The 26,037-nt window shown below is 43.4% G+C and carries 21 protein-coding genes and 1 pseudogene; 21 read left to right on the top strand and 1 reads right to left on the bottom strand.

Annotated elements, in window-relative coordinates; translation table 11 throughout:
* Positions 1 to 317: 317 nt before the first annotated feature.
* From NST47_RS36990 to NST47_RS36945, 11 genes and pseudogenes are all read left to right on the top strand, one after another.
* The gene (locus NST47_RS36990) at positions 318 to 965 is read left to right on the top strand and encodes a 2OG-Fe(II) oxygenase (RefSeq protein WP_341159566.1); all 648 of its coding nucleotides are present in this window, start codon (positions 318 to 320) and stop codon (positions 963 to 965) included.
* Positions 966 to 1,537: 572 nt separating this feature from the next.
* A pseudogene (locus tag NST47_RS37285) lies at positions 1,538 to 2,851 on the top strand (potassium channel family protein); the annotation flags it as partial.
* 30 nt (positions 2,852 to 2,881) lie between these two features.
* Positions 2,882 to 5,098: an S-layer homology domain-containing protein gene (locus tag NST47_RS36985; protein ID WP_341159565.1), complete on the top strand. Its 2,217-nt coding sequence runs from the start codon at positions 2,882 to 2,884 to the stop codon at positions 5,096 to 5,098.
* A gap of 602 nt (positions 5,099 to 5,700) precedes the next feature.
* The gene (locus NST47_RS36980; RefSeq protein ID WP_341159564.1) at positions 5,701 to 6,348 is read left to right on the top strand and encodes a 2OG-Fe(II) oxygenase; all 648 of its coding nucleotides are present in this window, start codon (positions 5,701 to 5,703) and stop codon (positions 6,346 to 6,348) included.
* A 301-nt stretch (positions 6,349 to 6,649) separates the two neighbouring features.
* Positions 6,650 to 7,003 (top strand): type II toxin-antitoxin system RelE/ParE family toxin, encoded by a 354-nt coding sequence (locus tag NST47_RS36975; protein WP_341159563.1) that lies wholly within the window; start codon positions 6,650 to 6,652, stop codon positions 7,001 to 7,003.
* 6 nt (positions 7,004 to 7,009) lie between these two features.
* Positions 7,010 to 7,303: a helix-turn-helix transcriptional regulator gene (locus NST47_RS36970; protein ID WP_341159562.1), complete on the top strand. Its 294-nt coding sequence runs from the start codon at positions 7,010 to 7,012 to the stop codon at positions 7,301 to 7,303.
* 183 nt (positions 7,304 to 7,486) lie between these two features.
* On the top strand, positions 7,487 to 7,612 hold the full coding sequence (locus tag NST47_RS36965) for a hypothetical protein (protein WP_341159561.1): 126 nt from the start codon (positions 7,487 to 7,489) through the stop codon (positions 7,610 to 7,612).
* Between the two features lie 207 nt (positions 7,613 to 7,819).
* Positions 7,820 to 7,960, top strand: a complete 141-nt coding sequence (locus NST47_RS36960; protein WP_341159560.1) for a hypothetical protein — start codon at positions 7,820 to 7,822, stop codon at positions 7,958 to 7,960.
* A gap of 541 nt (positions 7,961 to 8,501) precedes the next feature.
* Positions 8,502 to 12,269 (top strand): S-layer homology domain-containing protein, encoded by a 3,768-nt coding sequence (locus NST47_RS36955; protein WP_341159559.1) that lies wholly within the window; start codon positions 8,502 to 8,504, stop codon positions 12,267 to 12,269.
* Between the two features lie 553 nt (positions 12,270 to 12,822).
* On the top strand, positions 12,823 to 12,981 hold the full coding sequence (locus tag NST47_RS36950; RefSeq protein WP_341159558.1) for a hypothetical protein: 159 nt from the start codon (positions 12,823 to 12,825) through the stop codon (positions 12,979 to 12,981).
* Between the two features lie 171 nt (positions 12,982 to 13,152).
* Positions 13,153 to 13,404: a retropepsin-like aspartic protease gene (locus tag NST47_RS36945; RefSeq protein WP_341159557.1), complete on the top strand. Its 252-nt coding sequence runs from the start codon at positions 13,153 to 13,155 to the stop codon at positions 13,402 to 13,404.
* A 292-nt stretch (positions 13,405 to 13,696) separates the two neighbouring features.
* Here NST47_RS36945 and NST47_RS36940 read toward each other — a convergent pair whose 3' ends face one another.
* Entirely contained in the window at positions 13,697 to 14,326 is a 630-nt protein-coding gene (locus tag NST47_RS36940) for a YfbR-like 5'-deoxynucleotidase (protein WP_341159556.1), read from the bottom strand.
* A 348-nt stretch (positions 14,327 to 14,674) separates the two neighbouring features.
* Here NST47_RS36940 and NST47_RS36935 point away from each other — a divergent pair, with 348 nt between their 5' ends.
* From NST47_RS36935 to NST47_RS36890, 10 genes are all read left to right on the top strand, one after another.
* Entirely contained in the window at positions 14,675 to 15,829 is a 1,155-nt protein-coding gene (locus NST47_RS36935) for a YecA family protein (protein WP_341159555.1), read from the top strand.
* Positions 15,830 to 16,300: 471 nt separating this feature from the next.
* Positions 16,301 to 16,678, top strand: a complete 378-nt coding sequence (locus NST47_RS36930; protein WP_341159554.1) for a PH domain-containing protein — start codon at positions 16,301 to 16,303, stop codon at positions 16,676 to 16,678.
* A 321-nt stretch (positions 16,679 to 16,999) separates the two neighbouring features.
* Positions 17,000 to 17,524 (top strand): FmdE family protein, encoded by a 525-nt coding sequence (locus NST47_RS36925; RefSeq protein ID WP_341159553.1) that lies wholly within the window; start codon positions 17,000 to 17,002, stop codon positions 17,522 to 17,524.
* Positions 17,521 to 18,171, top strand: coding sequence for a phosphate starvation-inducible protein PhoH (locus NST47_RS36920; protein WP_341159552.1), 651 nt, complete (start codon positions 17,521 to 17,523; stop codon positions 18,169 to 18,171). Before NST47_RS36925 ends, NST47_RS36920 begins: the two co-directional genes overlap by 4 nt.
* A complete protein-coding gene (locus NST47_RS36915; protein ID WP_341159551.1) occupies positions 18,168 to 18,773 on the top strand; it encodes a hypothetical protein in 606 nt (201 codons plus the stop codon). The genes NST47_RS36920 and NST47_RS36915 overlap by 4 nt, the downstream gene beginning before the upstream one ends.
* 57 nt (positions 18,774 to 18,830) lie before the next feature.
* Positions 18,831 to 20,492, top strand: coding sequence for an ABC transporter substrate-binding protein (locus tag NST47_RS36910; RefSeq protein WP_341159550.1), 1,662 nt, complete (start codon positions 18,831 to 18,833; stop codon positions 20,490 to 20,492).
* Complete coding sequence (locus NST47_RS36905; RefSeq protein ID WP_341159549.1) at positions 20,479 to 21,477, top strand: ABC transporter permease; 999 nt, start codon at positions 20,479 to 20,481, stop codon at positions 21,475 to 21,477. Before NST47_RS36910 ends, NST47_RS36905 begins: the two co-directional genes overlap by 14 nt.
* A complete protein-coding gene (locus NST47_RS36900) occupies positions 21,474 to 23,129 on the top strand; it encodes an ATP-binding cassette domain-containing protein (RefSeq protein ID WP_341159548.1) in 1,656 nt (551 codons plus the stop codon). Before NST47_RS36905 ends, NST47_RS36900 begins: the two co-directional genes overlap by 4 nt.
* Before the next feature lie 18 nt (positions 23,130 to 23,147).
* Positions 23,148 to 23,903 (top strand): ABC transporter ATP-binding protein, encoded by a 756-nt coding sequence (locus tag NST47_RS36895; protein WP_445667433.1) that lies wholly within the window; start codon positions 23,148 to 23,150, stop codon positions 23,901 to 23,903.
* A gap of 444 nt (positions 23,904 to 24,347) precedes the next feature.
* Positions 24,348 to 25,982: an ABC transporter substrate-binding protein gene (locus tag NST47_RS36890; protein WP_341159546.1), complete on the top strand. Its 1,635-nt coding sequence runs from the start codon at positions 24,348 to 24,350 to the stop codon at positions 25,980 to 25,982.
* Positions 25,983 to 26,037: the final 55 nt, after the last annotated feature.

The following is a 26,037-nucleotide window of genomic DNA, read 5'->3' as shown; positions in this document are numbered from 1 at the left end:
GCAAAAAGGACGTCCTCGCGGGCGTCCTTTTTGCGTTTTGTGGAAAGGAAAGACAGGGAGTTGCCCCTATCAGGGGTTCAGCCCGCACGGACCGTTTCGTAAGCGAAGGGAGTATGGCAGCAATATTCACCTCTAGGTAGTCATTGTCGAGTGACCATCGGGAGCAACTTAAATCTGTTTATCTATACTCCCCCTCGTCTCCACCAATACCAGGTAGTTTAATTATTTTGATTTTTCTGAAATTTGTAGAGTAAAGCATTCCATTTTATGGTATCTTATTTTTATGGTGGATGTCATAGTATAGGGGCAGTATTAGGATGATAGGGAATACGACAGAGAAAGAACGGACGATATTTGATCATGCTGGAAATACGATCACGACAGAAGATCGAGAGATTCGAATTGTTGCCAAGTATGAGGCACCTCTGATTGTCGTACTAGGAAATGTGCTTAGCGATGGGGAATGCGATGAGCTAATTAGACATTCTAGGCAACAATTGCAACGTTCAAAAATAGGCGAAGATCATGCGGTCAATCAAATTAGAACGAGTAGTGGGGTATTCTGTGAGGAGAATGAGACGATTATAAGAATCGAGAAGCGACTCTCTCAAATTATGAATATTCCTGTCGAGCATAGTGATGGCTTGCAAGTTTTGCTGTATACTCCTGGCCAAGAGTATCGTCCTCATTATGATTTCTTCACAGAAACGAGTCGAGCGAGTGTCAACAATCGAATTAGTACGCTCGTGATGTATTTGAATGATGTGGAGGAAGGCGGAGAAACGGCGTTCCCCATGCTTAATTTTTCTATTGTTCCTAACAAAGGCATGGCGGTCTACTTCGAATATTTTTATAATAATCATGAATTAAACGACTTCACCTTGCATGCAGGTACGCCAGTGATTAAAGGGGAAAAGTGGGTTGCAACGATGTGGATGAGAAGACAAGCCCTTCGCTTCTCCTAAATGTACGATCATGCACTGAGTGATTTGAAAGCAACGGAAATTCAGGTCGTTACTAATATTCTAGTCACTCTCAAGTCACATCAAAACTGTAGCTACACCCGTAGAAGCTTGTGTGCCGTTATCTTCGGACAGGGGTTCGACTCCCCTCGTCTCCATAAAGCAAAACCACAACCCTTTGGTTGTGGTTTTTTGCTATCTCTATAGAGGAAAGACATTTTTGTAGGCAAGAAAATAAATAATAACTCTCGGTGTATAGAATAGACAATATCTTTTTAAAAAGTTTAAGAAAAGCAAAGTGTAGTTATTTTAAATTAACTAGTCCGTTATTGGTATATTATGGTACAATTACTTTTTGATAAACCATCAAGTAAGAGATTAATATTGAGTTTGGTTTTGGATAAACTGAATCTAAAAATCAAGCCGAAAGATATTCTTACAAGAAATTACGGTTTGACTAAATTATTTTGATTCAAGTCTTTAGGGGCGTCAGGATTAATCCTTTCCGGGTAAATTAGCCTTAGAAATCACGCTTGATTTCAGTGAAAGTACTTATCTATATAAGGAGAAAGGGAATGGATTCTGAAAAAATAATAGCATGGCTCGAAAAAATGGAGAAAGATTTTAGATTCATGGAGTATATTTACTTGTTATATTTTGCAATAGGATTATATTTGTTGGTAGTACCTTCCGAATATGATGCTGTACGAACCTTTGTAGCATATATAAACAATATATTATTTATAGTATGTTTGCTTCAATTTTTATATTATGCAATACGTGTTTTTTTGAATGACAGGAATATAAAATTTATTTTTTTAAAAGGTATTTTAGTATTCATGACAATATTCATAGTTCTGATACGGAATATCTTAGCAAAAGTTATATTGGGTAAAAATGGATATATAACCTCAACGAATGAACTGGGTAGTATAAGTATCTGGTTGATTATTATAAGTTGTATGTTTTTTTCGGTAATTTTAATAAAACATGCAAAGTTAAATGGATTTTGGAAAAATCATTGGGTCTCATTGGTTCTTTGTTTATATTTATTGGTGGGTTATACATTTGCTTTAGTCTATTATGCATGTGACTATTATTTAATTGATACATATTCAGAAACTTTTTCTTATAGCGATAAATTAGAGAAGGATATAAGGTCACGAAATTTTCTTAATAGCAATGATCTAACTATAAATAGCTTTCAGAAAAATAATATAAAATCAATTATTAATAGTGGCAAAGATAATATTGAATATATGAATGTTGATGTAGGCGGACAAGATATACTTCTCACAGATGAAAAAATAGGGAGGAATTGGGCTGGGTATTATTACGAAAACCTAGTTGATAATTATAATAGCTATGCTATAGAAAGCAAAACTCCCTTGAAATTGACTTTCGGAAATTTAAATAGAAATAGCGTGAGTACTGGAAGGAATTATACAAATCTATTAAATAAGGACTATGTACTAGTAAAAATAGTCTTATTTATTTCACCTATTAAAGGGGTATTTTCTCAACTTCCTAATGCTATATTGCTAACTGATTACAATGTCACTTTAATATCAAAATCTGAAAAAGTGAAAGAATTGTACTTAGTATTTGAAAGTGATAATTTTGATAACTATACGTTTACAGCGTCAGAATTGGGTGTTAATATCTTTTTAAATTGTTTATCAGAGTCGAACACACTTTTAGATTCTATGATATCTGATATGATAATATCGAATAATCGTCAAAGTTCTAACAGTTTATTTGATTATATATATTACAGTGCTGTTGTAATAACAACTATAGGTTTTGGTGATATCACACCTATTAGTATGCTGGTGAGAACACTAACTGTAATAGAGGCTTTCATAGGACTAATTATAATGGGGTTGTTTTTGGCTAAAGCATTTGAGAGTAAACCGGCGATGAATAATGTTCAACTCCAAGCGGAACTGCAAAAGTATGCAAGAGATTTGGGTGAGACTGGACGAGACCATTTGTATGGATATGGTGTGGTCTCGCTGGTGAAAGCAGCCGCGCCGAGCATCGCCACGCAGCCGACGAGTGCAACGGTGAACGTGGGTGACAGTAGCCCGACCATGAGCGTAGCAGCGACAGCAAGTGACGGCGGAACGCTGAGCTACCAGTGGTGTAGCAATACGACGAACATCACCAGCGGAGGTACACCGATTACGAATGCAACAAGCGCATCATATGTGGTACCGACGGCAACGGCGGGAACGACCTACTACTACGTTATCGTGACGAACACGAACAATAGCGCGACAGGCAGCAATACGGCCACGACCACGAGCAACGTAGCCACCGTTACGGTGAACGAGCTAGTGAACGCGGCAACGCCGAGCATCGATACGCAGACGACGGGAGCAACGGTGAACGTGGGCACCTTAAGCGTAGTGGCTAGTGTGAGTGACGGCGGAACGTTGAGCTACCAGTGGTGTAGCAATACGACGAACAGTATTACCGGCGGCGTCGAGATAACGAATGCAACAAACGCATCGTATGCGGTGCCGACGACAACAGCGGGAACGACCTACTACTATGTCATCGTTACGAATACGAGTAACAGTGCAACAGGCAGCAAGACGGCAACAGCAACAAGTAGCGCAGCCGTGGTGAATGATGTAGTGTCGCAAGACGCAAGCTTGAGCAGTTTGAACCTGTCGAGTGGAGTGCTAAGCCCAGCGTTTGCTTCGTATACGACGAACTACACCGCGACCGTACCTAATGATGTTTCCGTTACCGAAGTCACCTGCAATACTGCTGACAGCCATGCAACTGTGGAATTACGGCTGGATGGAGCTTCGGTTAACAATCCAGTTAAGCTGAGCGTAGGTTCTAATATCATAAGCGTTGTTGTTACCGCTCAGGATAGCACGCCGAAGACGTACAACGTGACTGTTACACGTGCAGCTTCCAATAATGCAGTCTTAAGTTCGCTGAACTTAAGCGGCATTACGCTAGATCAAGCGCTGCTTGACGATGTCTACGCCTACACCGCGTCCGTGCCTTATGATGTTTCTGTTACTACAGCTACGTACGCAGCTACGGAAAGTCATGCGACCGTTGCTTTGAGTCTAAATGGGACACCGGTTGATAACCCGATAAGTTTAGATGTGGGGGACAATATCATTAGTTTTGTAGTGACTGCACAGGATGGAACGGTGCAGACCTATACAGTCACTGTTACGCGGGAACCCCAATTGGACACGAATATCCCCGTGTCAAATGCAAGTGAAACCATGTACGTCGGAGACTCCCTTCAATTTAATGCAAAAGTAACTCCTGACAATGTAACGGATAAAACCTTTAGCTGGTCGGTAGTTCCGGGTAGAAGGGCGGCAACGATCAGCGATGATGAATTGCTCGTGGCCACTCAAGTAGGCACGGTTACTGTTCAGGCAACTGCACATGATGGCTCCGGTATTGTAGGAAGCAAAGTCATTACGATCTCTAAAAGATCTACTAACAGCGGTAGTCATACTACTTCTCCTACTGACATTGAACCGACTCCTGAATTTGTGCAGAATCCAGATTCGACAACAAATTCTACAACAGATGTGTTTAGGTCGAATGTAGTACAGGGTGACATGAATGTGGTTAAAAACATCGAAATGCGGATTCAGGAAGCTAAAACAGATCCGACTGTGGCTAATTTTTCGGACATTAATTGGGCTGAAAAGACGATCGATACTTTCGTAAAACTGCATGTAATTGAAGGTTACGATGATGGCACGTTCAAGCCGAATGGGAATATCACACGCGCTGAATTTGCAGTGATTCTGAACCGAGTATTCGATATTAATGCTGGCGACAATACTAATGTTGAATTGAGGGACGCTGGCAGCCATTGGGCAAAAGACGCAATCGAGAAACTTGTAAAGGCGGGAATAATCAGCTGCTACGATGATGGTACGTTCAAGCCTGATAAAACGATTACACGCGAGGAAATGGTAGTCATGTTGTCCCGCTTAGTAAATTTTGACAATGTGATGAAGGATGCAACAAAAGGCAATTTCAACGATCTGGTGCGGTCTTATGCTGCAAACGAGATTAAAGCTGAAGCACAAGCGGGTATCATTAGTGGTAAAGGGGAAGGAAAACTTGATCCCCCAAAGTAATGCCACACGTGTAGAAGCCTTGCAGATCATCTTGAATGCACTGGAACTCAAACTGCAAATAGAAGACGCTGTTGGATTCGCTCAACTAATATCGTTCCTCTGAAAAAATCAGTTCAAACATACTCTTGCGCCTTAGAATCCTTCAGCATCGTTGTTGAACAAGGTTACGTAATTTTTAAGGTGATTGGGGCCGGGTGCTAGCTTAAGTCGCCTGCCCAAACATCCTCATCATCACGTGACGCCAAATTGTGGATTTACTGATCCTCCCCTCGTCTCCATAAAGCTTATCAGAAAGGACGTCCTCGCGGGCGTCTTTTTTGCGTTGTGGAAAGGAAAGACAGTGAGTTGCCCCTATCAGGGGTTCAGTCCGCACGGACCGCAGCGTAAGCGAAGGGAGCGTGGGACCAATATTCACCGCTAAGGTAGTCATTGTCGAGTGAGCATCGGGAGCAACTTAAATCTGTTTATCGATACACCCCTCGCCTCCACCAATATCAGGTAGTTTAATTATTTTGATTTTTCTGAAATTTGCAGAGTAAAGTATTCCATTTTATGGTATCGTATTTTTATGGTGGATGTCATAGTATAGGGGCAGTATTAGGATGATAGAGAGTACGACAGAGAAAGAACGGACGATATTTGATCATGCTGGAAATACGATCACGACAGAAGATCGAGAGATTCGAATTCTTGCCAAGTATGAGGCACCTCTAATTGTCGTACTAGGAAATGTGCTTAGCAATGAGGAATGCGATGAGCTAATTAGACATTCTAGGCAACAATTGCAACGTTCAAAAATAGGCGAAGATCATGCGGTCAATCAAATTAGAACGAGTAGTGGGGTATTCTGTGAGGAAAATGAGACGATTACAAGAATCGAGAAGCGACTCTCTCAAATTATGAATGTTCCTGTCGAGCATAGTGATGGCTTGCAAGTTTTGCTGTATACTCCTGGCCAAGAGTATCGTCCTCATTATGATTTCTTCACAGAAACGAGTCGAGCAAGTGCCAACAATCGAATTAGTACGCTCGTGATGTATTTGAATGATGTGGAAGAAGGCGGAGAAACGGCGTTCCCCATGCTTAATTTTTCTATTGTTCCTAACAAAGGCATGGCGGTCTACTTCGAATATTTTTATAATAATCATAAATTAAACGACTTCACCTGGCATGCAGGTACGCCAGTGATTAAAGGGGAAAAGTGGGTTGCAACGATGTGGATGAGAAGACAAGCCTTTCGCTTCTCCTAAATGTATGATTATGTAGTGAGTGATTTGGAAGCAATGGAATGTCAGGTTGCTACTAATTCTAGTCACTCTCAAGTCACATCAAAGAGAGACACCTTCAGAGTGTCTCTTGTTTGTCTTTGTGGAGAAGAGGGGCGTCGGACCCTGTCCGAAGATAACCGCACACAAGCTTCTACGGGTGTAGCTACAGTTTTGCGTTGAGTATAGTTAAAAATTCAAAATGAAATAATATGATCTATATGTTATAATTAAAAAGAACAATGAGTATACTTGTAATAAATCGGGGGCAGATTTGTACAATATATTGTTTTATGAAGATGAAGAGGGTAACAAGCCTGTTGAGGATTTTATTGATGAGCTTGATGGTGCTGCCCACAATAATAAGAATGCTAGGGTTCAACTAGAGCAAATTATCTATTGCTTGAATCGGTTAGAAGATAAAGGAACGCGAGCGGGTGAGAAGTTTACAAAACGGATCTCAGGTGATATATGGGAGCTGCGTCCTGGTAATAACCGCATACTATTCATTGGCTGGAACGGGAATCATTTTGTTCTGCTACATCACTTTGGCAAATCCACCCAAAAGACACCTCCGAGGGAAATTGCAATTGCTGAAAGACGAATGGAGAAATGGCTTTCTAGAAAGCGGAAGGAGTGATCGATTATGAAAAGCTGGAGCGAAAAAAAGAAGGAATTAAAGTCCATAGATCCCATGAGGATGAATGAGCTTGAAGCGGTCGCACAATTAGTGAATGCCATCCACCAAAGACGAGTTGAGTTAGGTTGGACGCAAAAGGAACTAGCCGTTAAAGTGGGTCTTCATCAGGAGTCCATTGCTCGTATCGAAAATGGCGGATCAATACCTCGTTTAGATACAGTATTTAAGTTAGCACTTGCTCTAGGTATGAAGTTAAGTTTGCATGGTATGGAAGAGGCTGCGGCAGCTAGTGTAGGCTAAAAAATTATGTCAGAGTGATACTAGGGTGACATCAAAACTGTAGCTACACCCGTAGCATCTTGTGTGCGGTTATTTTTGGACAGGGGTTCGACTTGGTGTTAGTGAAATAGACCTGCATCGGACATTGTCTGATCGGGTTTTATTTATATAATGGAGTGGACAGATTCTGCTGGAGGTGGCGAGATGCGCTGGGAAGAAGTACGGGAACAATTTCCCGATGAATGGGTTGTCTGCGAAGCATTGGCATCGCGTTCCGAGGATGGGTACTGGTATATTGATGAAGTAGCTGCATCGGGAGAGACCAACTAGAGAATATGGTTTTTTTCACACCTCACGGGAAAACCTGCAGCTTCGTGAAAAATGGTCAGGGGTACGAGGGTCAAGATGATTATTGATATAATAGATGGATTACCTTTTGTGCGGTGGCCATTCGTTACCGTAACCAGGAGCTTGTTTTGAAGCAGGTATTACTAGATACAGGTTCCGCAGGAACTGTTTTTAACGCTGATCTTGTAGATGAAATCGGTGTTAGAGTGGAAGTCGGGGGATTTTTCAAATACGATTAGAGGCGTGGGTGGTGTAGAGGTTGTGTATTCCAAGCGCTTTGATTTTGTTCGAATTGGAGGAGTTTTGTTGCAAGGATTGAAGTCGAGATAGGTGAGATGAGGATAGTCATACGGGAATGAACTAAGCCGCGTTGCTAAAAAACCCCAGCATTATTCCGCGACGAATTGTGGATTTGCCGAACCACGGCTCTTCTCCATACTGCAAATCTACAACAACGAAAAGGAGCTTTGCCACTGAAGTACGGTGGCAGGCTCCTTTTTGCGTTACACGGCATCGGCGATGAGGAATATTTTAGAAATAATAGGTAAAAGGGCGTTTCACTTTTGGGCTGTTTTCAGAACGGATTAAAGTCAATGTAAAGGCAATGGTCTTTCAGAATTCTTTCATAGTGCTCTGTTATACTATCAAACATTGAAACCAATTCAGTAACCGCATCTAGAAAAAGTGCCCAAATTACCATGAATCCACCATTTGCATCGTGTAGCCATTTATGGGGTGCAATCGGATAAAGCGGGAACTGGAACTGTGGGGGAATTTTACTTAGAGGGGGAAAAGGAATAATGGGAAATCCATGGTTTCAGAGACACGACATCAATAATGGTAACAGGGGGAAATTATGGTCAATATAAGTATGAAAAAAAGTTTGTTGCTGCTTGTTACAGCCCTACTATGTTTGCTTCCTTTTTTGAGCAGATCGGCACATGCTGATCGTAATGTCGATTATGGAGAACTGGTAGTTTCGGTTTTAGTAGACGGAGTATGGATCGAGCAGGGGTCGCTGTCTTACGGTCGGTTTGTTTCTGAAAAATCGCTTCAACTGAGCGGCACTCAAGCAGACGAGCCCGCGTTAATCAGGGTGCTGCAGCAAGGAGGCGGAAAATCACATCTTGATTCCGTTTTACTTGGAACTCAATCTCCAATTGAGGTTAACGGGGATACAGTTACATCTGTTCGCAAGCTAGCTGCTGCAGACCAAGATTTAATCAATGTCGAAGCATCCGGCGTGATTTTGAAGTTTGCTAGTGGTAATCCCAGCAGAATTTTAAAAATAGATGCGCGTGTTGAACCGGAAGTCATTAGCACCATTCCTTTTCATTATCCAACCAGTAATTTATATAAGGACTTTGATCTCAATTCCGAGTATTATACCTATCCAATTAACTCTTCTCGGGGAAGTCTCGTAATGGACGGGCAATTAAATGAGATCTCTTTGCAAGCGCCGTTCTTTCAGCAGTACACCGTACCGGATTCCGGTCATCCCGATGGTGTAACGTATGGATGGGTATGGAATGACGATGAAAATTTGTATGTCGTCATTGATTTTACTCCTGACAATACATTTGACGGGGATGCGGACTATACGAAGGTTTATGTGAAAACGAACTCCGGCGTCAAGGAATTTAAGGTATCCGTTCCTGAAACGACCTGGGGCCAACAATTTTTTACGTATACAGACAAGGTATCTTATCAGCATAAAGTATACGAGTACCAAATTCCTTTAACAAACCTGGAAATTGCGGCGGATCAAACAGAACTTCAACTGGGCTTTGCAGCCTATGGGACGGCCGCCGCCGGTAATGCAACAGACAATGATCAGTCTCATGCTGGTATTGACGGCAGAGATATTTCCGTTGAATGGGTGGAACATCACTATAGCCTTGATCCGGACAGACAGAATTATACGTTTGATATATATATTTTGCCATCAGGAGTTGCGCCCAATCGTGCTATCCATACGCCGATCAAAGCTTCTATCCCTTACGGGATCGATGCTCTGAATACTTGGAATTGGACAGGCTCTTCCACTGATACTCGGGACAGCACGGGAATTCCACTGGCCGGAGGCGATTATAAGGTTTTCGTTTATATAAATTTTTCTCCTGTGTCTGGTGCTTGGGTCGATGTTAGCGGCCATTCGATAACGCTCCAATCCGATGTTGATGCTTCTAAATTTGCCGTTGTAGACAACTACACGGGAACGCAGGACAAGCTCCAAAGCGCTGTGAATGCAGTAGGAGCAAATTTGCCGGTAAAAGCTTATTTATGGACCGATAGCAACTCCAATGGCACAATTGATCCCGGTGAGTTAGGATCAGCCATCTTTCTTGGAACGAGCGCTGCTGACGGGTCGGTGGCCGCGGCCGACATCGGCGATTTAGTCGCCGGAACCTATAAGTTTATCATCACCTCAACTGATAACGGAATCGAATCGATCAAAGATGCAGCACATGCCGTTACGGTTACCTTAACTAAGGGCGTGCTTCCTTTGGATGTGACGTTGAACAGCATATTGAGCAGCAATCCGACGGCCGGAGTTGCCAAAGTAGGCGACACCGTAACCGTGACGTTTACGTCCAATAGGGAGCTTAGCGCTCTTCCGAACGTATACATCGGTGATTATGGAACTGCAATACCCGCTACGAGCGTTAGCGGCAACGTATACAGCGCAGCGCGTACGTTTACGGCTAGTGACAACGAAGGGGATGTATTTATTTACTTCTCTGCAAGTGCTCCCGGCGTTACAAATAAAACAGTGAATACGACAATGGACAGCAGCGGTAACCGTGTAAATTTCGACAAAACATCTCCTACAGGAACATTGAGCATTAACGGTGGAGCGGCGGTGGCCGACACGGTATCAGTTACTCTGACGGTGACAGGTGAAGATCCCGATGGGATAGGAGCTGTTTATACTAAAGCGGAAAAGCAGCCGATATGGCTTGCGTCAACTAACGATTTGATCCTGCGGGAACTGGCTGCTTCCATGAAACTGGCAGCTGCATTGCCTCCAACCGTTCCAGGAACAGGCAATGTCCAGATGTCGTTCTCCAACGACGAGGTGAGCTGGAGCGCGTGGGAGCCGGTTGCCGGAACGAAGCCATGGACATTATCAGCAGGCAACGGCACCAAAACGGTGTACATGAAGCTCAAGGATGCAGCAGGCAATGAGACGGCGACAGCAATTATCGCCTCCATCGAATTGCAGGAAGCAACGCCTCTGGATGTGACGTTGAATAGCATATTGAGCAGCAATCCCATGGCTGGAGTTGCTAAAGCAGGCGACACCGTGACCGTGACGTTTACGTCCAATAGAGAGCTTAGTGCTCTTCCGAACGTATACATCGGTGATTATGGAACTGCAATACCCGCCACGAGCGTTAGCGGCAACGTGTACAGTGCAGCGCGTACGTTCACGGCTAGTGACAGCGAAGGGGATGTATTTATTTACTTCTCTGCAAGTGCTCCCGGCGGTGCAAGTAAAACAGTGAATACGACAACGGACAGCAGTGGTAACCGTGTAAATTTCGACAAAACATCTCCTGCAGGAACATTAAGCATTAACAGCGGAGCGGCGACGACCAACTCGGTATCGGTTACTTTGACGGTGACAGGTGAAGATCCCGGTGGGATAGGAGCTATTTATACTAAAGCGGAAAAGCAGCCGATATGGCTTGCGTCAACTAACGATTTGATCCTGCGGGAACTGGCTGCTTCCATGAAACTGGCAGCTGCGCTGCCTCCATCCGTTCCAGGAACAGGCCATGTCCAGATGTCGTTCTCCAACGACGAGGTGAGCTGGAGCGCGTGGGAGCCGGTTGCCGGAACGAAGCCATGGACATTATCAGTAGGCATCGGCACCAAAACGGTGTACATGAAGCTCAAGGATGCAGCAGGCAATGAGACGGCGACAGCAATTACCGCCTCCATCGAATTGAGATTGCAGGAGTCTTCTTCTTCCGGAGGAAGCGACAGCTATCAGCAAAGTGAACCGATTACAGTCAATGAACCGAGCACAGTCAATGTGGAAATGGAAGACGTGAAGCCAGAAACGGCGAAGCAGCACAAAGCGTATATTTCAGGTTATCCCGACGGTACATTCGGTCCGGAAAAAAGCATTACCCGCGCTGAAATGGCAACCCTGCTGTTCAGAACATTCGAGAAAGCAGCCAACAAAACCCACTTCACTTACACTGATGTCGCTTCGACCCACTGGGCCCAAGAGGCTATCGAGCAAGTGACGAAAATGGGCTTGATGGAAGGTTATGAGGATGGAAGTTTCAAAGCGGAGCAGATGATTACCCGTGCTGAAATTGCAGTGATCTTATCTCGATTGTCAAGCAACACCCTAAGCAGCGGCGAAAGCTTTCCGGATGTAAAAGGGCATTGGGCACAAACAGCCATTGAGCAGTTGAAAGCGACTGGCATCATCAGTGGTTATGCGGACGGTACGTTCCGTCCTGAGCAGACATTGAAGCGTGCAGAGGTGGTTGCGATGATCAATAGGTTGCTAGGTCGAGGGCCGTTAACCACTATGGCCGCTATATGGTCGGATGTTCCGAATGATCACTGGGCATTTGGACAAATTCAGGAAGCATCAATCGATCATGCTGCTGAGTAAAGGCAAATAACAATTAAACAATCGATACCGTTGTCTTTGAGGGAGCCGCTTAAGTGCGTTTAAGTGGGTCTCCTCAAGAATCTTCAGTTTTTACGCTGCGGTGAATTGTGGATTTGCTACACAACGATTCGTCTCCATACTGCTTATTAGAACGGACGTCCTCGCGGGCGTCCTTTTTGCCGCTTATTCATTCATGGCGGTTGCTAAAGCCTTGGTATGACTGAATTTCTCATATTTAATAATAAGGATAAGAAGATATTCGAAAACTGTTTAATTCTATACGTCCTTGTAAAGGTTTCATAAATTGGTTATACGGAATTGGAACATGAGATAAGACTCAGAGCCAGACAGAGCTGTTAGAGGCACTTAAGGAAAAGGTAAGCGTAAGACAAGAAAACAGTCCAAATCATGCATCTACGTAAAAGCATGTGTGCCGTTATCTTCGGACAGGAGCTCGTCTCTGTGTTAGTGAAATGGACCTGAATCGCGCGTTGTCCGATCAGGTTTTATTTGGGATATAATGGGGTGGACAGATTCTGCTGGAGGTGGCGAAATGCGTTGGGAAGAAGTGCAAGAACGGTTCCCGGAAGAATGGGTGGTGTTGGAAGCAACGAAGGCGCATTCAAAAGAAGGACACCGCTATATAGAGGAAGTCGTCGTTATTGATGCTTTTGGGGATTCAACCAAGGCACGACGGAGGTACAGTGAGTGAATTGCATCGAGAAGAACCTCATCGGGAATATTGCTTTTTTCATACCTCTCGCCCCGAGCTAGTAGCGCGTGAACGTTATGTGGGAATACGTGGTCCGAGATGAGGATTCATTTACAGCACGGGTTTCCTTTTGTAAGCATTAAGATCGTGTTTAAAGGATATGAATTAAGAATGGATAACGTGCTTCTGGACACAGGCTCGGCAAATACGCTTTTCAATGCTGATTTGGTTCGAGATATTGGAGTGGTTCCAGAAGGAAGCGATGCTGTTGACACGATCCGAGGCGTAGGTGGGATTGAGTATGTCTACACAAAGATTCTCGATGCGATTCATTTCGGTAACTTTAGTATAGAGGAATTCCAGGTCGAGATTGGAAGTATGGATTATGGCATGGACATTGACGGAATCATTGGTTTTTTATGATGGCGGCAGGACTTGTGATTGATACCAAGTTGATGTTGATGGCTGTCAAATCTGACTGGTGATATTTTTCGTGTTTTGCTTTATTGGCCCTTGGTCAATGGGGGTGGACCGCGCGGAATGATGTGAGAACAGAGGAGATGGCAAGGGCCTGTTCTGCTAAGGTTGTCATCAGTGAGTGGAGTTTGTCGCTGTTTTTTTTGCATGGGTTGAGGAGATAGGAGGTGGGGATTAACCAGGTTGGAATACCAGACGGAATACAATAATAAATAAAGCTTGAAATGTAGTGCAGCTCCTATGAAGCTAAGGCTTCCTTCGTAATCTTTTCAATGTCGATAGGTGATCTTGATCCTTCGCTAACAATATCAGGTAAAATATGATGAAGAAAATAGTTAACACAATGGAGTTTGATCCCTTTAATTTTTATAAGAGCAGTTCGATACATGATGATAAATTCTTTTTCTGTATTCCCAAGCTGCAGCTCAGTGAAGGCCTCATAGATCTGATCGAGTTTATCAGCAACCTCCAATATTTTTCCCTCTACTGAATCATCTTTGCCCTCACGCAGTTGTCTACGAAATATGTGCTGGAATTCTTGTGGAATATGATCATCAATGAAATGAGCGACCATGCCTTCTTCTACTTTTTGCAGCATGGCTCGAAGCTCCAGTGAATAGTGCTTCACAGGTGTTTTAATATCTCCAATAAAAATTTCACCGTAATCATGACTGCTGGTTATTTCGTATAGTTTTTTCCAATCCACAATGACCCCATTACTTTCTTCAATATCAGCTAATGTTTTGGCATATTGAACTACCTTCCAGGAATGAGCAGATACACTATGCTCCTGAAATTTGAATTTGCCTGGGCAACGAATAATTCTCTCTAAATCGGTTAGTGATTGGAAATACGTATGAATCCCCATAGTTTAGTTCCTCTCTTTTGATGTTTGCGTGATGTTATATGTAAAGTATACAATCTATTTGTTATTGGATAATTAACTCTAATTGGTAGTTGTTTCAATTTAAATTCCGAGTTCATTAGTGTTCGGTACATCCAATTTGTGACTATACCCTTGGAAGTCTATGTGGCGTTATCTTCGGAAGGGGGGGTGCCATATGTATAACCGAAAGGGACATCCGCGGAGACGTCCCTTTTAAGTTTGCATTTTCTTGTTGCTCAAACAGGAAGGCCTGCAGCATAAAATTTTATATTTTCAATACGATAAGATACAATATAGTCATATCAAATGAATAGAAGAAGGGAAATGAGAATGGATTTTGCAAAAAAGCTAGGAGAATTGAACATCCAGCATGCGATAAAAGGCGAACTTAGAACAAAGCTGAAGGATAATCTGCAAGTCCTTACAAAGGAGCGATTAAGCTTACTTGCTTCCGGTTACGAGCTTCCAGGTCGATCCAAGATGAAGAAGCAGGACCTTGCAGATGCGCTTTATCAGCACATTATGGATGTCAATGTAGTAAGAGCGGTCTTATTAATTGCGAAAACGGAGGAATGGGAATTAATAAATAGGCTTCTAAAGGTTGCTTATATTCAAGATGACACGCTGTATCCAGGGATGTATTTGTATTTGATGGAGAAAGGCCTACTGTATTCCTTTTATAAAGAAGAGAAAATGTATTTCTTAATTCCTGAGGAGGTCAAGGAGGCATATCGCAGCATACCTTTGAAAGCTTTCCTTGAAGACCGTGACCGCTCACAGTTAATTTTACAGTATATCAATGCATCAGCTAATTTATATGGGATCTGTCCACAGGACAAGGTCATCGAAATTTTTAATTCACAAAATAAGTGTCAATTGACTGAGACCGAGTTATATGATGTTTACGCCAAGATTTCAAGCAGGTCTCAGACGTGGTACTTAAAAAACGGTGATGTCATTGATGAGTATTTTGATTACGATAACAATGATGAGAAAGATACACTTCTTGAGGGCGCTAAGGATAAACCTTACTATATTCCAGACAAGCGGGAGTTTCTAAAGTACGCAGAGTCGGATTATTTCGAAAAGACACCCCAGTTGGCCAGTTTGTATACATATATTTTACAGCACCTATGCAAGGATAAATTGCTTGTAGAATCCCTTGTGGATGATATTCAACTTGCTTGTTCTATGGAAGAGCCGTTAGCTGCAATCATGGATGAGTTTGAGCGAAGAAATATTCGTTTCAATAAAAAGGAGCAGCTACAGGCGATTCTGCCATTGATTATAGATGTCTATAATCATACTAGGATATGGTCTAATCGTGGGCATACACCTGCCGAGCTAGGTTCGAGCTCCAGTCAGACAGCAAATAATAACAATGTTATCTATCTTGACCAGCAAGCCGTATCTGTTAAAGTGGGGAGGAATGAGCCCTGCCCATGCGGGAGCGGGAAGAAGTATAAGAAATGCTGTGGCCAGTGAGACGTGATGGGCGGAAGCTATATGGGTTATATCAAAACCATAATAGCAACGAAGAAATTTATGTGCTGTTCAGGTTCGATTTCCCTCGTCTCCATACTGCAAATCCATAAAAACAAAGGAGCTTTGCCACTGAAGCGCTGTGGCAGGCTCCTTTTTGCGTTGCATGGCTTCACTGCCCAAGATGAACAGCCCTGCATAATCTAAACTTTAGGCAGCTGTACGCTGCAGATGGGTCACGAAATGGATCGGATTTTCATTTCCATAAAGCTTATGAAAAAGGACGTCCTCGCCGGGTGTCTTTCTAAAGTAGGTACTTACGTACCGTCCATGGAGGAGAGCTCGCAGCGTTGTTCGCGCGGCCAGTTTTGAAGAATTGTTGGTGAAGAGAAAAATATGTAAAAAGAAGGAAGGTGGAGTAAAGTGTCGAATGGTTGAATATTATGACACGATATCAATTAGGAGGCAATGTGGATGTCAGCAGAAACTAAAAGTATTTTGGAATGGACCTTGGTAGCGGAGTGTCCCATTCCGCAAGATGTTAATGCTATATTGGTGACCGGGGAAGTAGCGGTTGCTGCTTATAAAACGTTTCGGGACGCTGCAGTTTTCACTAATAAAAGGCTGATTGTGAGAGATGCGCAAGGCATTACAGGCAAAAAAGTGGAGATATACTCTTTGCCTTATTCCTCTATTAATATGTGGTCCACAGAGAACGCGGGTGGGTTTCTTGATTTTAATGCAGAGGTTGAATTGTGGACACGGGCAGGACATATCAAAGTGAAGTTGCAAAAAGGTGTAGATGTCCGCAAGTTCGACATGCTGATTGCTAATGCTCTTTTGAAAGATTAATCTGAATAGCTAGAGCACTGGCATGCAAAAAAACGCCGAAAGTTATAAATTAAGTTCAATAGCGGTCGGAATTCCATAGCCAATTTTCCACCCCATGCTCAATCGTATGGGTTTAGACAAGGACCTAGCCGCTGGCTAGGTTTTTTCTTATAACATATGAATTTATAAATAATGATTCTCTTGCAGATAACATCCTAATTTTGCCTTCACGAAACAGACATATAAACATGTATAATAAGAGCTTAGAGATATTGATAATCATTATCATACATAGTAAGATTGCTATTAAGAATGATTATCAATTAGAACGGGGTGTGCATGATGTCAGTTATTAAAATAAAAGATCGCGGGGAAGTTTTAACCTTGCAGTTCTCTGAGCTTCGCAACTATCATGGGAATTTAGCTTTGATGGCGATCGGTGTAGGTTTCCGTGTTGTTCAAGCGGCATTAGCTGAGCTGTATACTGATGAAGTTCCCGAACGCAGCAGTTTGTCTGTACGTTCCGGCCATGCAGGACCAGGCTTTCGCGACGCGTTCGAATATACAACCCGGGCTGTGACACGTGGAGCTTATACGGTAGATGTAAATTATCCTGCTGCCCAATATGACCCGTACCGGCCTCAGTCCTATGCATACGTTATTTCGGATTTACAAGGGGCATCGGTGGAGGTTTCATTGAAGCCGAATTTTTTACCGGCCGTATTTTATGAGTATTTGAAAAAGGGCAGAGAAGGAACGATGACAGAAGAAGATAAAGCAGCAAATGAGCAGCTTAAGGCTGATTTGTGTAAGAAGGCACTGTCACTTCCGCAATCCGAGCTGCTGGAGGTTAAAAGACTTTCATGAGCCAGACTGCAGTAGCTGATTTCCTTCTATTAGATTCAGGTGCAAGCTTTAGTGAGCAAACCGTTCGCGACGGACAAAGTGATCCGAATACGAAGGTGCTTGATCAGTATGACTTCGCTTCGTATGATTTGCTTGAAGCGGGCCATAAGTTTTTAGTTATTGATGAGTTCATTGATCAAGAATTAATGTTTGAACAAAAAGATCGCATTCAGAATTTTTTGGATCAAGGCCATATATTGTTTTTTGGCGGACATTTATTCCGTTACTGGATTCCTGGCGCATCTTTATTTGTTCCCAAAACGATTCACAGTCACCTTGATTATAAAGTGACAGTGCTCGATCATCCGATCTTTGAAGGTGTGTTGTCAGATGATATAACATACAACAAAGGGGTATCTGGTTTTTTCAGCCGAGGTCATCATCCGATACCGGAAGGAGCAGAAGTGTTGTTAAGGCTCGCAGGAGAAGAGCCGATCACGTATATTGATCGGCTAAGCAGTCAGGGAACGATTGTTGTACATGCAGGCCGCAATCTTTTGAAATATCGTCACAAAAATAATAGTGCAGGTCGGATCGGAGAGCAGTTTTATCGATTTCTCTATGCAGAGCATCAGTCGCTGCAGCAGGCGAGGAGGGCACAAGCATGAGAAAGATCGCGGTTCTCTATTCAGGCAGCTCGCATCAGCACCGTACTTTTACGGAACCCAAATATAAACAATATATAGCTGAATTGTTGTACTTGCCTAAGCTTGCTGAAATAGATCTTAATCAGTTTGATGTTTTGATTGTCCCCTCACAGCTTCACCAGGAACAGGTTACGCGTCATATGGATCAAATTCATGCTTTTCTGAATAGTGGAAAGACAGTAGTTGCTTTAGGTGCCCAGCACCAAAGCTGGTTTCCGGGCCATCGTTGGGAGTCCCGTCCTACAAATTTTTGGTGGTGGCTTGAACCAGGTGCTAGTAGCGGTCTGGTGTTGGCAAAGCCGGAACATGATTTATTCCGTTATATTCAGCTTGAAGATGCCACATGGCATTATCATGGCGTATTTTTCCCTGAACGGGAAGTTGAGTCACTTATTGAGATTGAGAATGACGGTTCGATTTTCTATGTGGACAAGACAAGTACAAGGGGCACGCTGATCTTAACAACGCTTGATCCGGAGTATCATTATGGTTCTTATTTTATGCCAGCGACAGAACGGTTTTTAGACGGTTTTCTACCATGGTTGGCTAACGGGCATATTTAACGTCCGTCTGCACCTAATATTGAGAATGATAATCATAAGCAGGGGAGAATAGAAGAAATGATTGCAAAGAAGATGCAAAAATCAATGGCGTTAATGATGTTAAGCTTTGGTTTACTCCTTACAGGATGCCTTGGAGGAAACGGGGCGGGTAGCCCTACGGCAACGGAGACCCAGCCTAAAAGCTCACAGGAAGCGGCTGATAAGGCTCCTGCACCTGCGGCGACAACAGTTCCCAAAGTAGATATTTTGAAAATTGCAGGTAGCAACAATGGCTATCCATCTCCATTTGCCTTTAGTTCATCGGGTCCTTTCGGATATTTGAGAAATTCACTTATTTTCGATACGCTGACTTGGAAAGATGATACAGGTGTTATTCCATGGCTCGCCAAATCATGGGAAGTAACCAATGACGGACTTACCTATACGTTCAAGCTTGAAGAGAATGTAAAGTGGCATGATGGTCAGGCATTTACTGCAGAAGATGTTGTATTCAGCTTCAACTACTATAAAACGTACCCGTTTAATTGGAACGGAGACATCAGTCAAATTAAAAGTGTAGAAAAAATCAATGATCTAACTGTAGCATTCCATCTGAATAATAAATATGCACCGTTTCTCAGTGATTTGGTGGGGGTTGTACCGATAATTCCTAAGCATGTATGGGAAAAGGTAACCAAGCCTGTAGAATTCCGCGATGATGCTGCTTTGATCGGAACAGGTCCGTATAAGCTGAAAACGTATGAGTCTGCATCTGGACAATATTTGTATGCGGCAAATGAAAATTTCTTTAAGGGCCAAGTGCTGGTAAAAGAGATAGCCTTTGTTGCGGCGTCTAATAAATTGCTTGCATTGCAAAACGGTGAGATCGATGAAACGTATACTTCAAGCTATGCCGATGTACAAACCGCTGAAAAAGCAGGCTTAAAAACAATTAAAAGTGAGCCGACTGGCAGTGTAGTACGGATTTCCTTTAACTTGGACCATGCCAAGCTTGGAGACAAACGTTTGCGTCAAGCCATTGCGTATGCACTCAATCGTGAAGAAATTTCAAGTAAAATAACAGGCGGCAATCCGATGGTCGGAAATGCCGGTGTTATTCCGACGGATTCACCTTGGTATAACAAAAATGTTAAGCAATACGCTTATGACGCTGCTCAGGCTGAAAAAATATTAGATGAGCTTGGCTATAAGAAAAATGCGGATGGTATGCGTGAAAATTTAAAATTAAATTTGATGACTTCTTCGACCATGCAGGATGCAACTATGATGAAAGAGATGCTCAAAAAGGTAGGTATTGAATTAAACCTTGTACAACTGGATGCTGCTGCTTTTGCTGTCGCATTAGGTGAAAATAATTATGATATCGCTTTGACAGGCCATATCGGAGCAAGCGGAGATCCTGATTTTCTACGTCTATGGTTTTCAGGCAAAGCTGCAAACATGTGGTCCTCACGAGGCAAAAGCTTGAAGCTTGATGAGTTCCATAAGCTGGCTGATCAACAAATGCAAGAGCTGGACGAAGGAAAGCGTCGTGTAATTGTAAACCAAATGCAAGATATCCTTGCCGAGGAGCTGCCTACTCTAGTGCTTTATCATCGTCCATTCTATGACATTCATAAAGCTGCAACATTTGATCGGTGGAAGAATACTTACGGCGGGATAGCTGATGGTATGCCGCTATGGGAAAACAAGGTGTTCCTAATTGATGTTAAAAAATAATAAATACGGTTCTTACCTGCTGGTTCTGGTATTCGTATTATTATTGAACTTCTGGCTTCCTCGGCTTCTGCCGGGGGGGCCCGTTGAATATATTACGGGTGGCGGCGAAGAGGGCGTTGTGTTTTTGACGGAAGCACAGAAGGCGGCAATGCTGGAATATTATCATTTGGATGATTCTGTTGGCCAACAGTTTATAAAATATTTGAAGGGCATTTTCACATTGGATTTCGGCTTATCCATTAATTATAAAGCGCCGGTGAACTCTATTATTATAGAGCGCTTACCGTGGACGCTGTTTATTGTAGGAGTTGCAAGCATTTTTTCGATTATTATCGGTTTGCTTGCGGGGCTTTATTCTGCGTGGCGATATCCCGGTAAAACGGATCGCGGCTTGTTTTTGTCCATGCTCAGCTTGAGTACGATTCCTGAGTTTGTCATTGGCATGTTTTTTTTAGTTTCAATGGCAGTAAAGCTTAAATGGTTTCCACTGAGCGGCGCGAAAACAGCATTTTTGCGCTCTGATTTATGGATGGACCACGCGACAGATATAGCTCGCCATGCTGTACTGCCAGCGTTTACGCTTACACTCGGAAGCCTTGCGGGGATGTATTTGCTTATGCGTAATGAGGCTATTCGTGTTCGCAATGAACCGTATGTTGAATTTGCTTCGGCAAAGGGAATAGGCTCGCAAGGAATTGTATTCAAGCATATTGCCCGCAACGCTGCGCTGCCGCTTGTCACGATGATTATTATTCGCATGGGGGCGCTGATGGCCGGCTCTATACTTGTGGAATCCGTGTTTGCTTACCCGGGTGTCGGCAAGCTGCTCCAAGAGGCGATTCTTGGCCGGGACTACCCGTTGCTGCACGGTTTGTTTTTAATGATGACGTTATTTGTACTTCTTCTTAATTTTATCGCCGATATGATTTATCCTTATCTGGATCCGCGGATTCGTACCGCTGTGAAAAGAGGTGCGCAAGGATGAAGCTAACCTGGTCTCAGCGTGTTGGATTATTGTTATTTGGTATTTTTGTTCTGGTTGCCCTATTTGGCCCGCTTGTCACTACCTCGCCTTTTACGATAGATGCAGACCAGTTATTGCCTCCGTCCAAGCAATATTGGCTAGGTACGAATGCTATTGGCCAAGACATTTTCAGCCAGCTTGTGCATGGTGCTAGAACTACGCTGTATATTGGTTTGATGGTAACGTTAATCAGCACGTTCTTAAGTGCCAGCTTGGGATTGCTTGCGGGCTACTCAAAAAGGCTGGATCCGCTGTTAAACGGCTTATCCAATATGCTGTTGGTGCTTCCTTCTTTGCTGCTCATCTTAATTGTTGCTTCTTTTACGGGAGGCGGTACTTGGCAATTAATTTTAACACTGGGCTTGCTAACCTGGCCGGGATATATGAAGCTTATTCGAGCATCTGTGCTTTCACTGAAGGAAAGGGAATTTGTCAGAGCAGCCCAGCTTTATAACGGGAGGACAGGTTATATATTGGTTTATCATCTGCTTCCTTTTATTTGGCCGCTTGTGCGAACAAAGTTTATTCTTTCGTTTCGCTCCGCCGTAGCGATGGAAGCAAGCTTGTCTTTTCTTGGTGTTGGTAATCCAAGCACAGTTTCATGGGGGAAAATGCTTCAGGATGCGTTCTCGCGTACCCAAACATTTATCACGGATGCATGGCAATGGATGATCGTTCCGCCTGCAGTTGCCATTCTATTTGTCACCATTGCTCTTGCGCTTATCGGAGAAAGCAAGATGACAGGAAATCCTTTTGCAGCCAGGTTGAATCGTAAAGATAGTCGTGTTGTACCCGAGAAAGAAGTGGAGCATACAACAGGCTGTGAAGAATCTTGTGTTGAAAAAGTATCCCTTGGCTGCCATTTGGAGGTGGCTGGTGAACAGCCATCAGCAATTGTCGTTCGCGATTTAAAAGTAACGTATGGTGGGAAGAGCATTATTTATCCGATTTCATTTGAGGTGAAGCAGGGAAGCATCACATCCTTGGTCGGAGAATCAGGATCAGGCAAAACGACAATGGCTCGCACCATTTACGGACTTGTGCCGGATGAAGCGGTGGATGGCACCGTTATGCTTGGCGGCCACCATATTTACATGAACGGCGTGCCATGTACGATGCAGCGATGGATTGATGCCGCCTATATTTTTCAGGATCCCAGGAACAGCTTTAATCCGATTATGACGATTGGCCAGCAGTTTTATGAAACGATGCGCCTGCAAACCGGCAAGGAACAGAAACAAGCTGCGGCAGTAGCTGCATTGGTAGAGGTACAGCTAGGAGCCCATGTCATGTCCTTATATCCTCATCAATTAAGCGGCGGCATGCTAAGCAGAGCGTTGATAGCGCTGGCGCTTGTGAACAAACCTAAGGTGCTAATTGCCGATGAGCCTACAGGAGCATTGGATCCGATTGTTAAAAGAGAAGTGTTCGACCTGCTTGTCAGCAAAGTGAAGGAGTATCAGATGACGCTTTTATTAATCACACATGATATTCCTGCTGCGCTGCATATCTCCGATAACATTATCGTTCTTCAGGATGGCGTGCAGATAGAGGGTGAACAGAAGCAGCATTATTTAGGAAAAGGTAATCAGCTTTATCGTCAATTTGGATAACGGGAAGTTCAGCTGGGAGTGAACGCGTTGTTACGTGTAGAAGAGGTTTCCAAACATTATGCAGGCAGCGAAAAAGGGCAAATCACCAAAGCAGTGGATAAAGTTTCTTTAACGTTACAACCCAATGAAATATTTGCACTGATTGGAGAAAGCGGTTCAGGCAAGTCAACATTGGCTGAGTTGATAGTTGGCTTGCAGCAGCCAACAAGCGGCTTGATCAGTTGGGCGAATAACCTTCAAGCACCAAAGAGGGATAAGCCAACTTCACGTATTCAGCTTGTTTTTCAAAATCCTGACCGTTCAATGAATCCCTATTGGCGTGTGAAGGATATTATTACGGAGCCGCTGCGTTTGAGCGGATATCCCAAGAAAAAAGCATATGTTCATGCTGAAGAGCTTCTTGCCAAGGTGAAGCTGCCCGCTGATTTTTTGGAACGTTACCCTGCGGAATGCTCAGGGGGACAAAAGCAGCGGATCGCGGTAGCAAGAGCGCTGTCCATGTCCCCGCTTTTGCTAGTTGCTGATGAAATTACATCGGCATTAGATCCAACCATAGAAGATGAGATGCTGCAGCTCCTGCTATCCTTGAAGCGAACTGAAGGAATGTCTATCCTATATATTACACATCGACTTGAAACGATTTCAGGATTTGCGGATCAGGTTGCGGTGATGAAAGACGGAGTTATTCAAGAGCTGGGCGACACAAGAACTGTTCTTACCGAGCCCAAGTCGGAATATACGAAAGCATTGCTGAACGCTGCAGCTTATAAATAGCCGCATAGGGATGCAAGATCAGCAATATGGAAATCATTTTTGGCGGACTACGCCTGTCTTTAGCGTAATTTGCACTGCTGCCGGCCAGTACTTTTCACCAAATGGTGAAAGGCGCTGGGCGGCTTTTTGGTTATCAAAAAACGCGTAGTATCAAATAAATAAATTGATGTATTCAAAACTTTAATAAGGATGGATTAGTACTAGCCCAGACTCGGTATTTCAATATGCAAGCCTTTCAGTGATATTGATAATCGTTATCATTTATATTATATTTATCACTAGCTTAATGATGGTTATCTATCCCGGAGAGCAAGGGGGGAATTGTACAGTTTGCCGAGCTTAGTTCCATACGGTGTGAACGTGCGCTGCACCGCACAATAGATTCTAGATAGTAGTATAGAGTAATTTTAGGTAAGCAAATACAAACTGTTGGGGGATGCAAGCATGTTGTTTGTTAGAAGTAAGAGATTTTACATAAGTTGTGTGTTAATTGCGACATTAATGCTCACAGCCTGCACGAATAAAACAGAGAATGCAGCAGCGAATAATCCGCAATCAGAGGTTCAACAAATCGAGCAATTGAAAATCGCCGTCCCTACCGATGCTGGACCGCTCAATATTTATACCACTAGTGTTGATTTCATGACGGAGCTGGTATTTGATAAATTGTTTGGTCCTTCACCCTATGTGGCTGAGCCGCAGCCATGGTTAGCTGAATCCGCAGAGCAACTAGACAGCCTTAATTGGGTAGTCAAGGTGCGCAGCGGTGTCAAATGGCACGATGGAACACCCTTCACAGCAGAAGATGTGAAATTTACTTATGAGTATTACCGCGATGGTCCGGTAAATAGATACTCGCACCATGTTAGTGATGTGCCACAGATCAGTACAATAACATTGCTTGATGAATCCACGGTTAAGTTTACTTGCGCCTATGCCTGCCCGTCTTTGAAGACAGTAACCTTCGCAGACTTGCCGATCCTTGCCAAGCATATTTGGAGCAAAGTAGAAAATCCACGTAAATACACAGACCTGGCCGTTGGAACAGGACCTTACAAACTGGTCGAATATGTACCTGATCAATATTACAAGTTTGAAGCCAATGAGAATTTCTTCATGGGCAAACCGGCTGTTAAAACCTTGTATATGCCAGTTATCAAGGATCAGACTGCAATGTTCAATTCGCTTCGATCCGGAGAGATCGATGCTGCAGCAAAGAGCGTACCGCCGGAATTGCTAGACACCTTCAAAGGTGCGGCTAATATTAAGGTAACGACAACACCAGAGCTTACGATCGCTGAGCTTAGGACCAATTACGAGAAATTCCCGCTCAACATTCATGAGTTCCGTAATGCCCTCTCGTTAGCGATTGATCGTCAGACGATTACCGATATCGTATTGCTTAAACATGCGCGTCCTGCTTTCAAAGGATATCCACATCCGGATTCACCTTGGACCAACCCCAATCTGAGCGCGCCGTTTGATGCCAAGCAATCCCAGAGCATTATGGACAGTCTGAAGCTTATTGATCGCGATGGAGATGGCATCCGCGAATCAGAGGACGGTAAGAAGCTTGATATAAGACTGGCTGTTTCTTCCGCTGAGCCGACCTTTATCCGTACCGCTGAGCTGTTAAAGGAGCAATTCTTGAAAGTAGGCGTTAACCTTAAGGTGGAGGTTATGGATGCAGGAACTCTTGCGGGGATATCTTCGGAACGAAATTTCGATCTTATTATCGGCAATATTGGAGCACATGGTGTAGCTGATCCCGATCAATTCATTATGTCTCATCGTGCTGATTATTTGTGGAAGAAGGGTCTTGCTTATCCAGAATGGGATAATCTATTCGAGAAGTGGAAAGCTGAGTCGACGATTGAAGGTCGTAAGCTGGTATCGTTCGATATGCAAAAGCTGTTTAACCGTCAACCAACGAGTCTTGCGCTCTTCTATCCAGAGCAAAACTGGGCGTATCGCTCGGATCGGTTCGATTCATGGATTCAATCCCCTGGTTTTGGTATCTTCCATAAATATTCGTTATTGAATGAAGCGGGAAGAAAGATAGCAACAGGTACGAAATAAAAGGTTTGCAAGAAAGGGAGAAAGGACTCTTCTATGAATGGAAAACCATTACAAG

Origin of the sequence: Paenibacillus sp. FSL H8-0034, from assembly GCF_038000305.1 — a bacterium.
Taxonomy (GTDB): domain Bacteria; phylum Bacillota; class Bacilli; order Paenibacillales; family NBRC-103111; genus Paenibacillus_S.
This window is presented reverse-complemented; position numbering and strand designations above follow the sequence as displayed.

Excerpts from the sequence above, each read along its gene's own strand:
- NST47_RS36990 (WP_341159566.1), top strand. The coding sequence starts at position 318 with ATGATAGGGAATACGACAGAGAAAGAACGGACGATATTTGATCATGCT.
- NST47_RS36985 (WP_341159565.1), top strand. The coding sequence starts at position 2,882 with ATGAATAATGTTCAACTCCAAGCGGAACTGCAAAAGTATGCAAGAGAT.
- NST47_RS36980 (WP_341159564.1), top strand. The coding sequence starts at position 5,701 with ATGATAGAGAGTACGACAGAGAAAGAACGGACGATATTTGATCATGCT.
- NST47_RS36970 (WP_341159562.1), top strand. The coding sequence starts at position 7,010 with ATGAAAAGCTGGAGCGAAAAAAAGAAGGAATTAAAGTCCATAGATCCC.
- NST47_RS36965 (WP_341159561.1), top strand. The coding sequence starts at position 7,487 with ATGCGCTGGGAAGAAGTACGGGAACAATTTCCCGATGAATGGGTTGTC.
- NST47_RS36960 (WP_341159560.1), top strand. The coding sequence starts at position 7,820 with ATGAAATCGGTGTTAGAGTGGAAGTCGGGGGATTTTTCAAATACGATT.
- NST47_RS36955 (WP_341159559.1), top strand. The coding sequence starts at position 8,502 with ATGAAAAAAAGTTTGTTGCTGCTTGTTACAGCCCTACTATGTTTGCTT.
- NST47_RS36950 (WP_341159558.1), top strand. The coding sequence starts at position 12,823 with ATGCGTTGGGAAGAAGTGCAAGAACGGTTCCCGGAAGAATGGGTGGTG.
- NST47_RS36945 (WP_341159557.1), top strand. The coding sequence starts at position 13,153 with ATGGATAACGTGCTTCTGGACACAGGCTCGGCAAATACGCTTTTCAAT.
- NST47_RS36940 (WP_341159556.1), bottom strand. The coding sequence starts at position 14,326 with ATGGGGATTCATACGTATTTCCAATCACTAACCGATTTAGAGAGAATT.
- NST47_RS36935 (WP_341159555.1), top strand. The coding sequence starts at position 14,675 with ATGGATTTTGCAAAAAAGCTAGGAGAATTGAACATCCAGCATGCGATA.
- NST47_RS36930 (WP_341159554.1), top strand. The coding sequence starts at position 16,301 with ATGTCAGCAGAAACTAAAAGTATTTTGGAATGGACCTTGGTAGCGGAG.
- NST47_RS36925 (WP_341159553.1), top strand. The coding sequence starts at position 17,000 with ATGTCAGTTATTAAAATAAAAGATCGCGGGGAAGTTTTAACCTTGCAG.
- NST47_RS36920 (WP_341159552.1), top strand. The coding sequence starts at position 17,521 with ATGAGCCAGACTGCAGTAGCTGATTTCCTTCTATTAGATTCAGGTGCA.
- NST47_RS36915 (WP_341159551.1), top strand. The coding sequence starts at position 18,168 with ATGAGAAAGATCGCGGTTCTCTATTCAGGCAGCTCGCATCAGCACCGT.
- NST47_RS36910 (WP_341159550.1), top strand. The coding sequence starts at position 18,831 with ATGATTGCAAAGAAGATGCAAAAATCAATGGCGTTAATGATGTTAAGC.
- NST47_RS36905 (WP_341159549.1), top strand. The coding sequence starts at position 20,479 with ATGTTAAAAAATAATAAATACGGTTCTTACCTGCTGGTTCTGGTATTC.
- NST47_RS36900 (WP_341159548.1), top strand. The coding sequence starts at position 21,474 with ATGAAGCTAACCTGGTCTCAGCGTGTTGGATTATTGTTATTTGGTATT.
- NST47_RS36890 (WP_341159546.1), top strand. The coding sequence starts at position 24,348 with ATGTTGTTTGTTAGAAGTAAGAGATTTTACATAAGTTGTGTGTTAATT.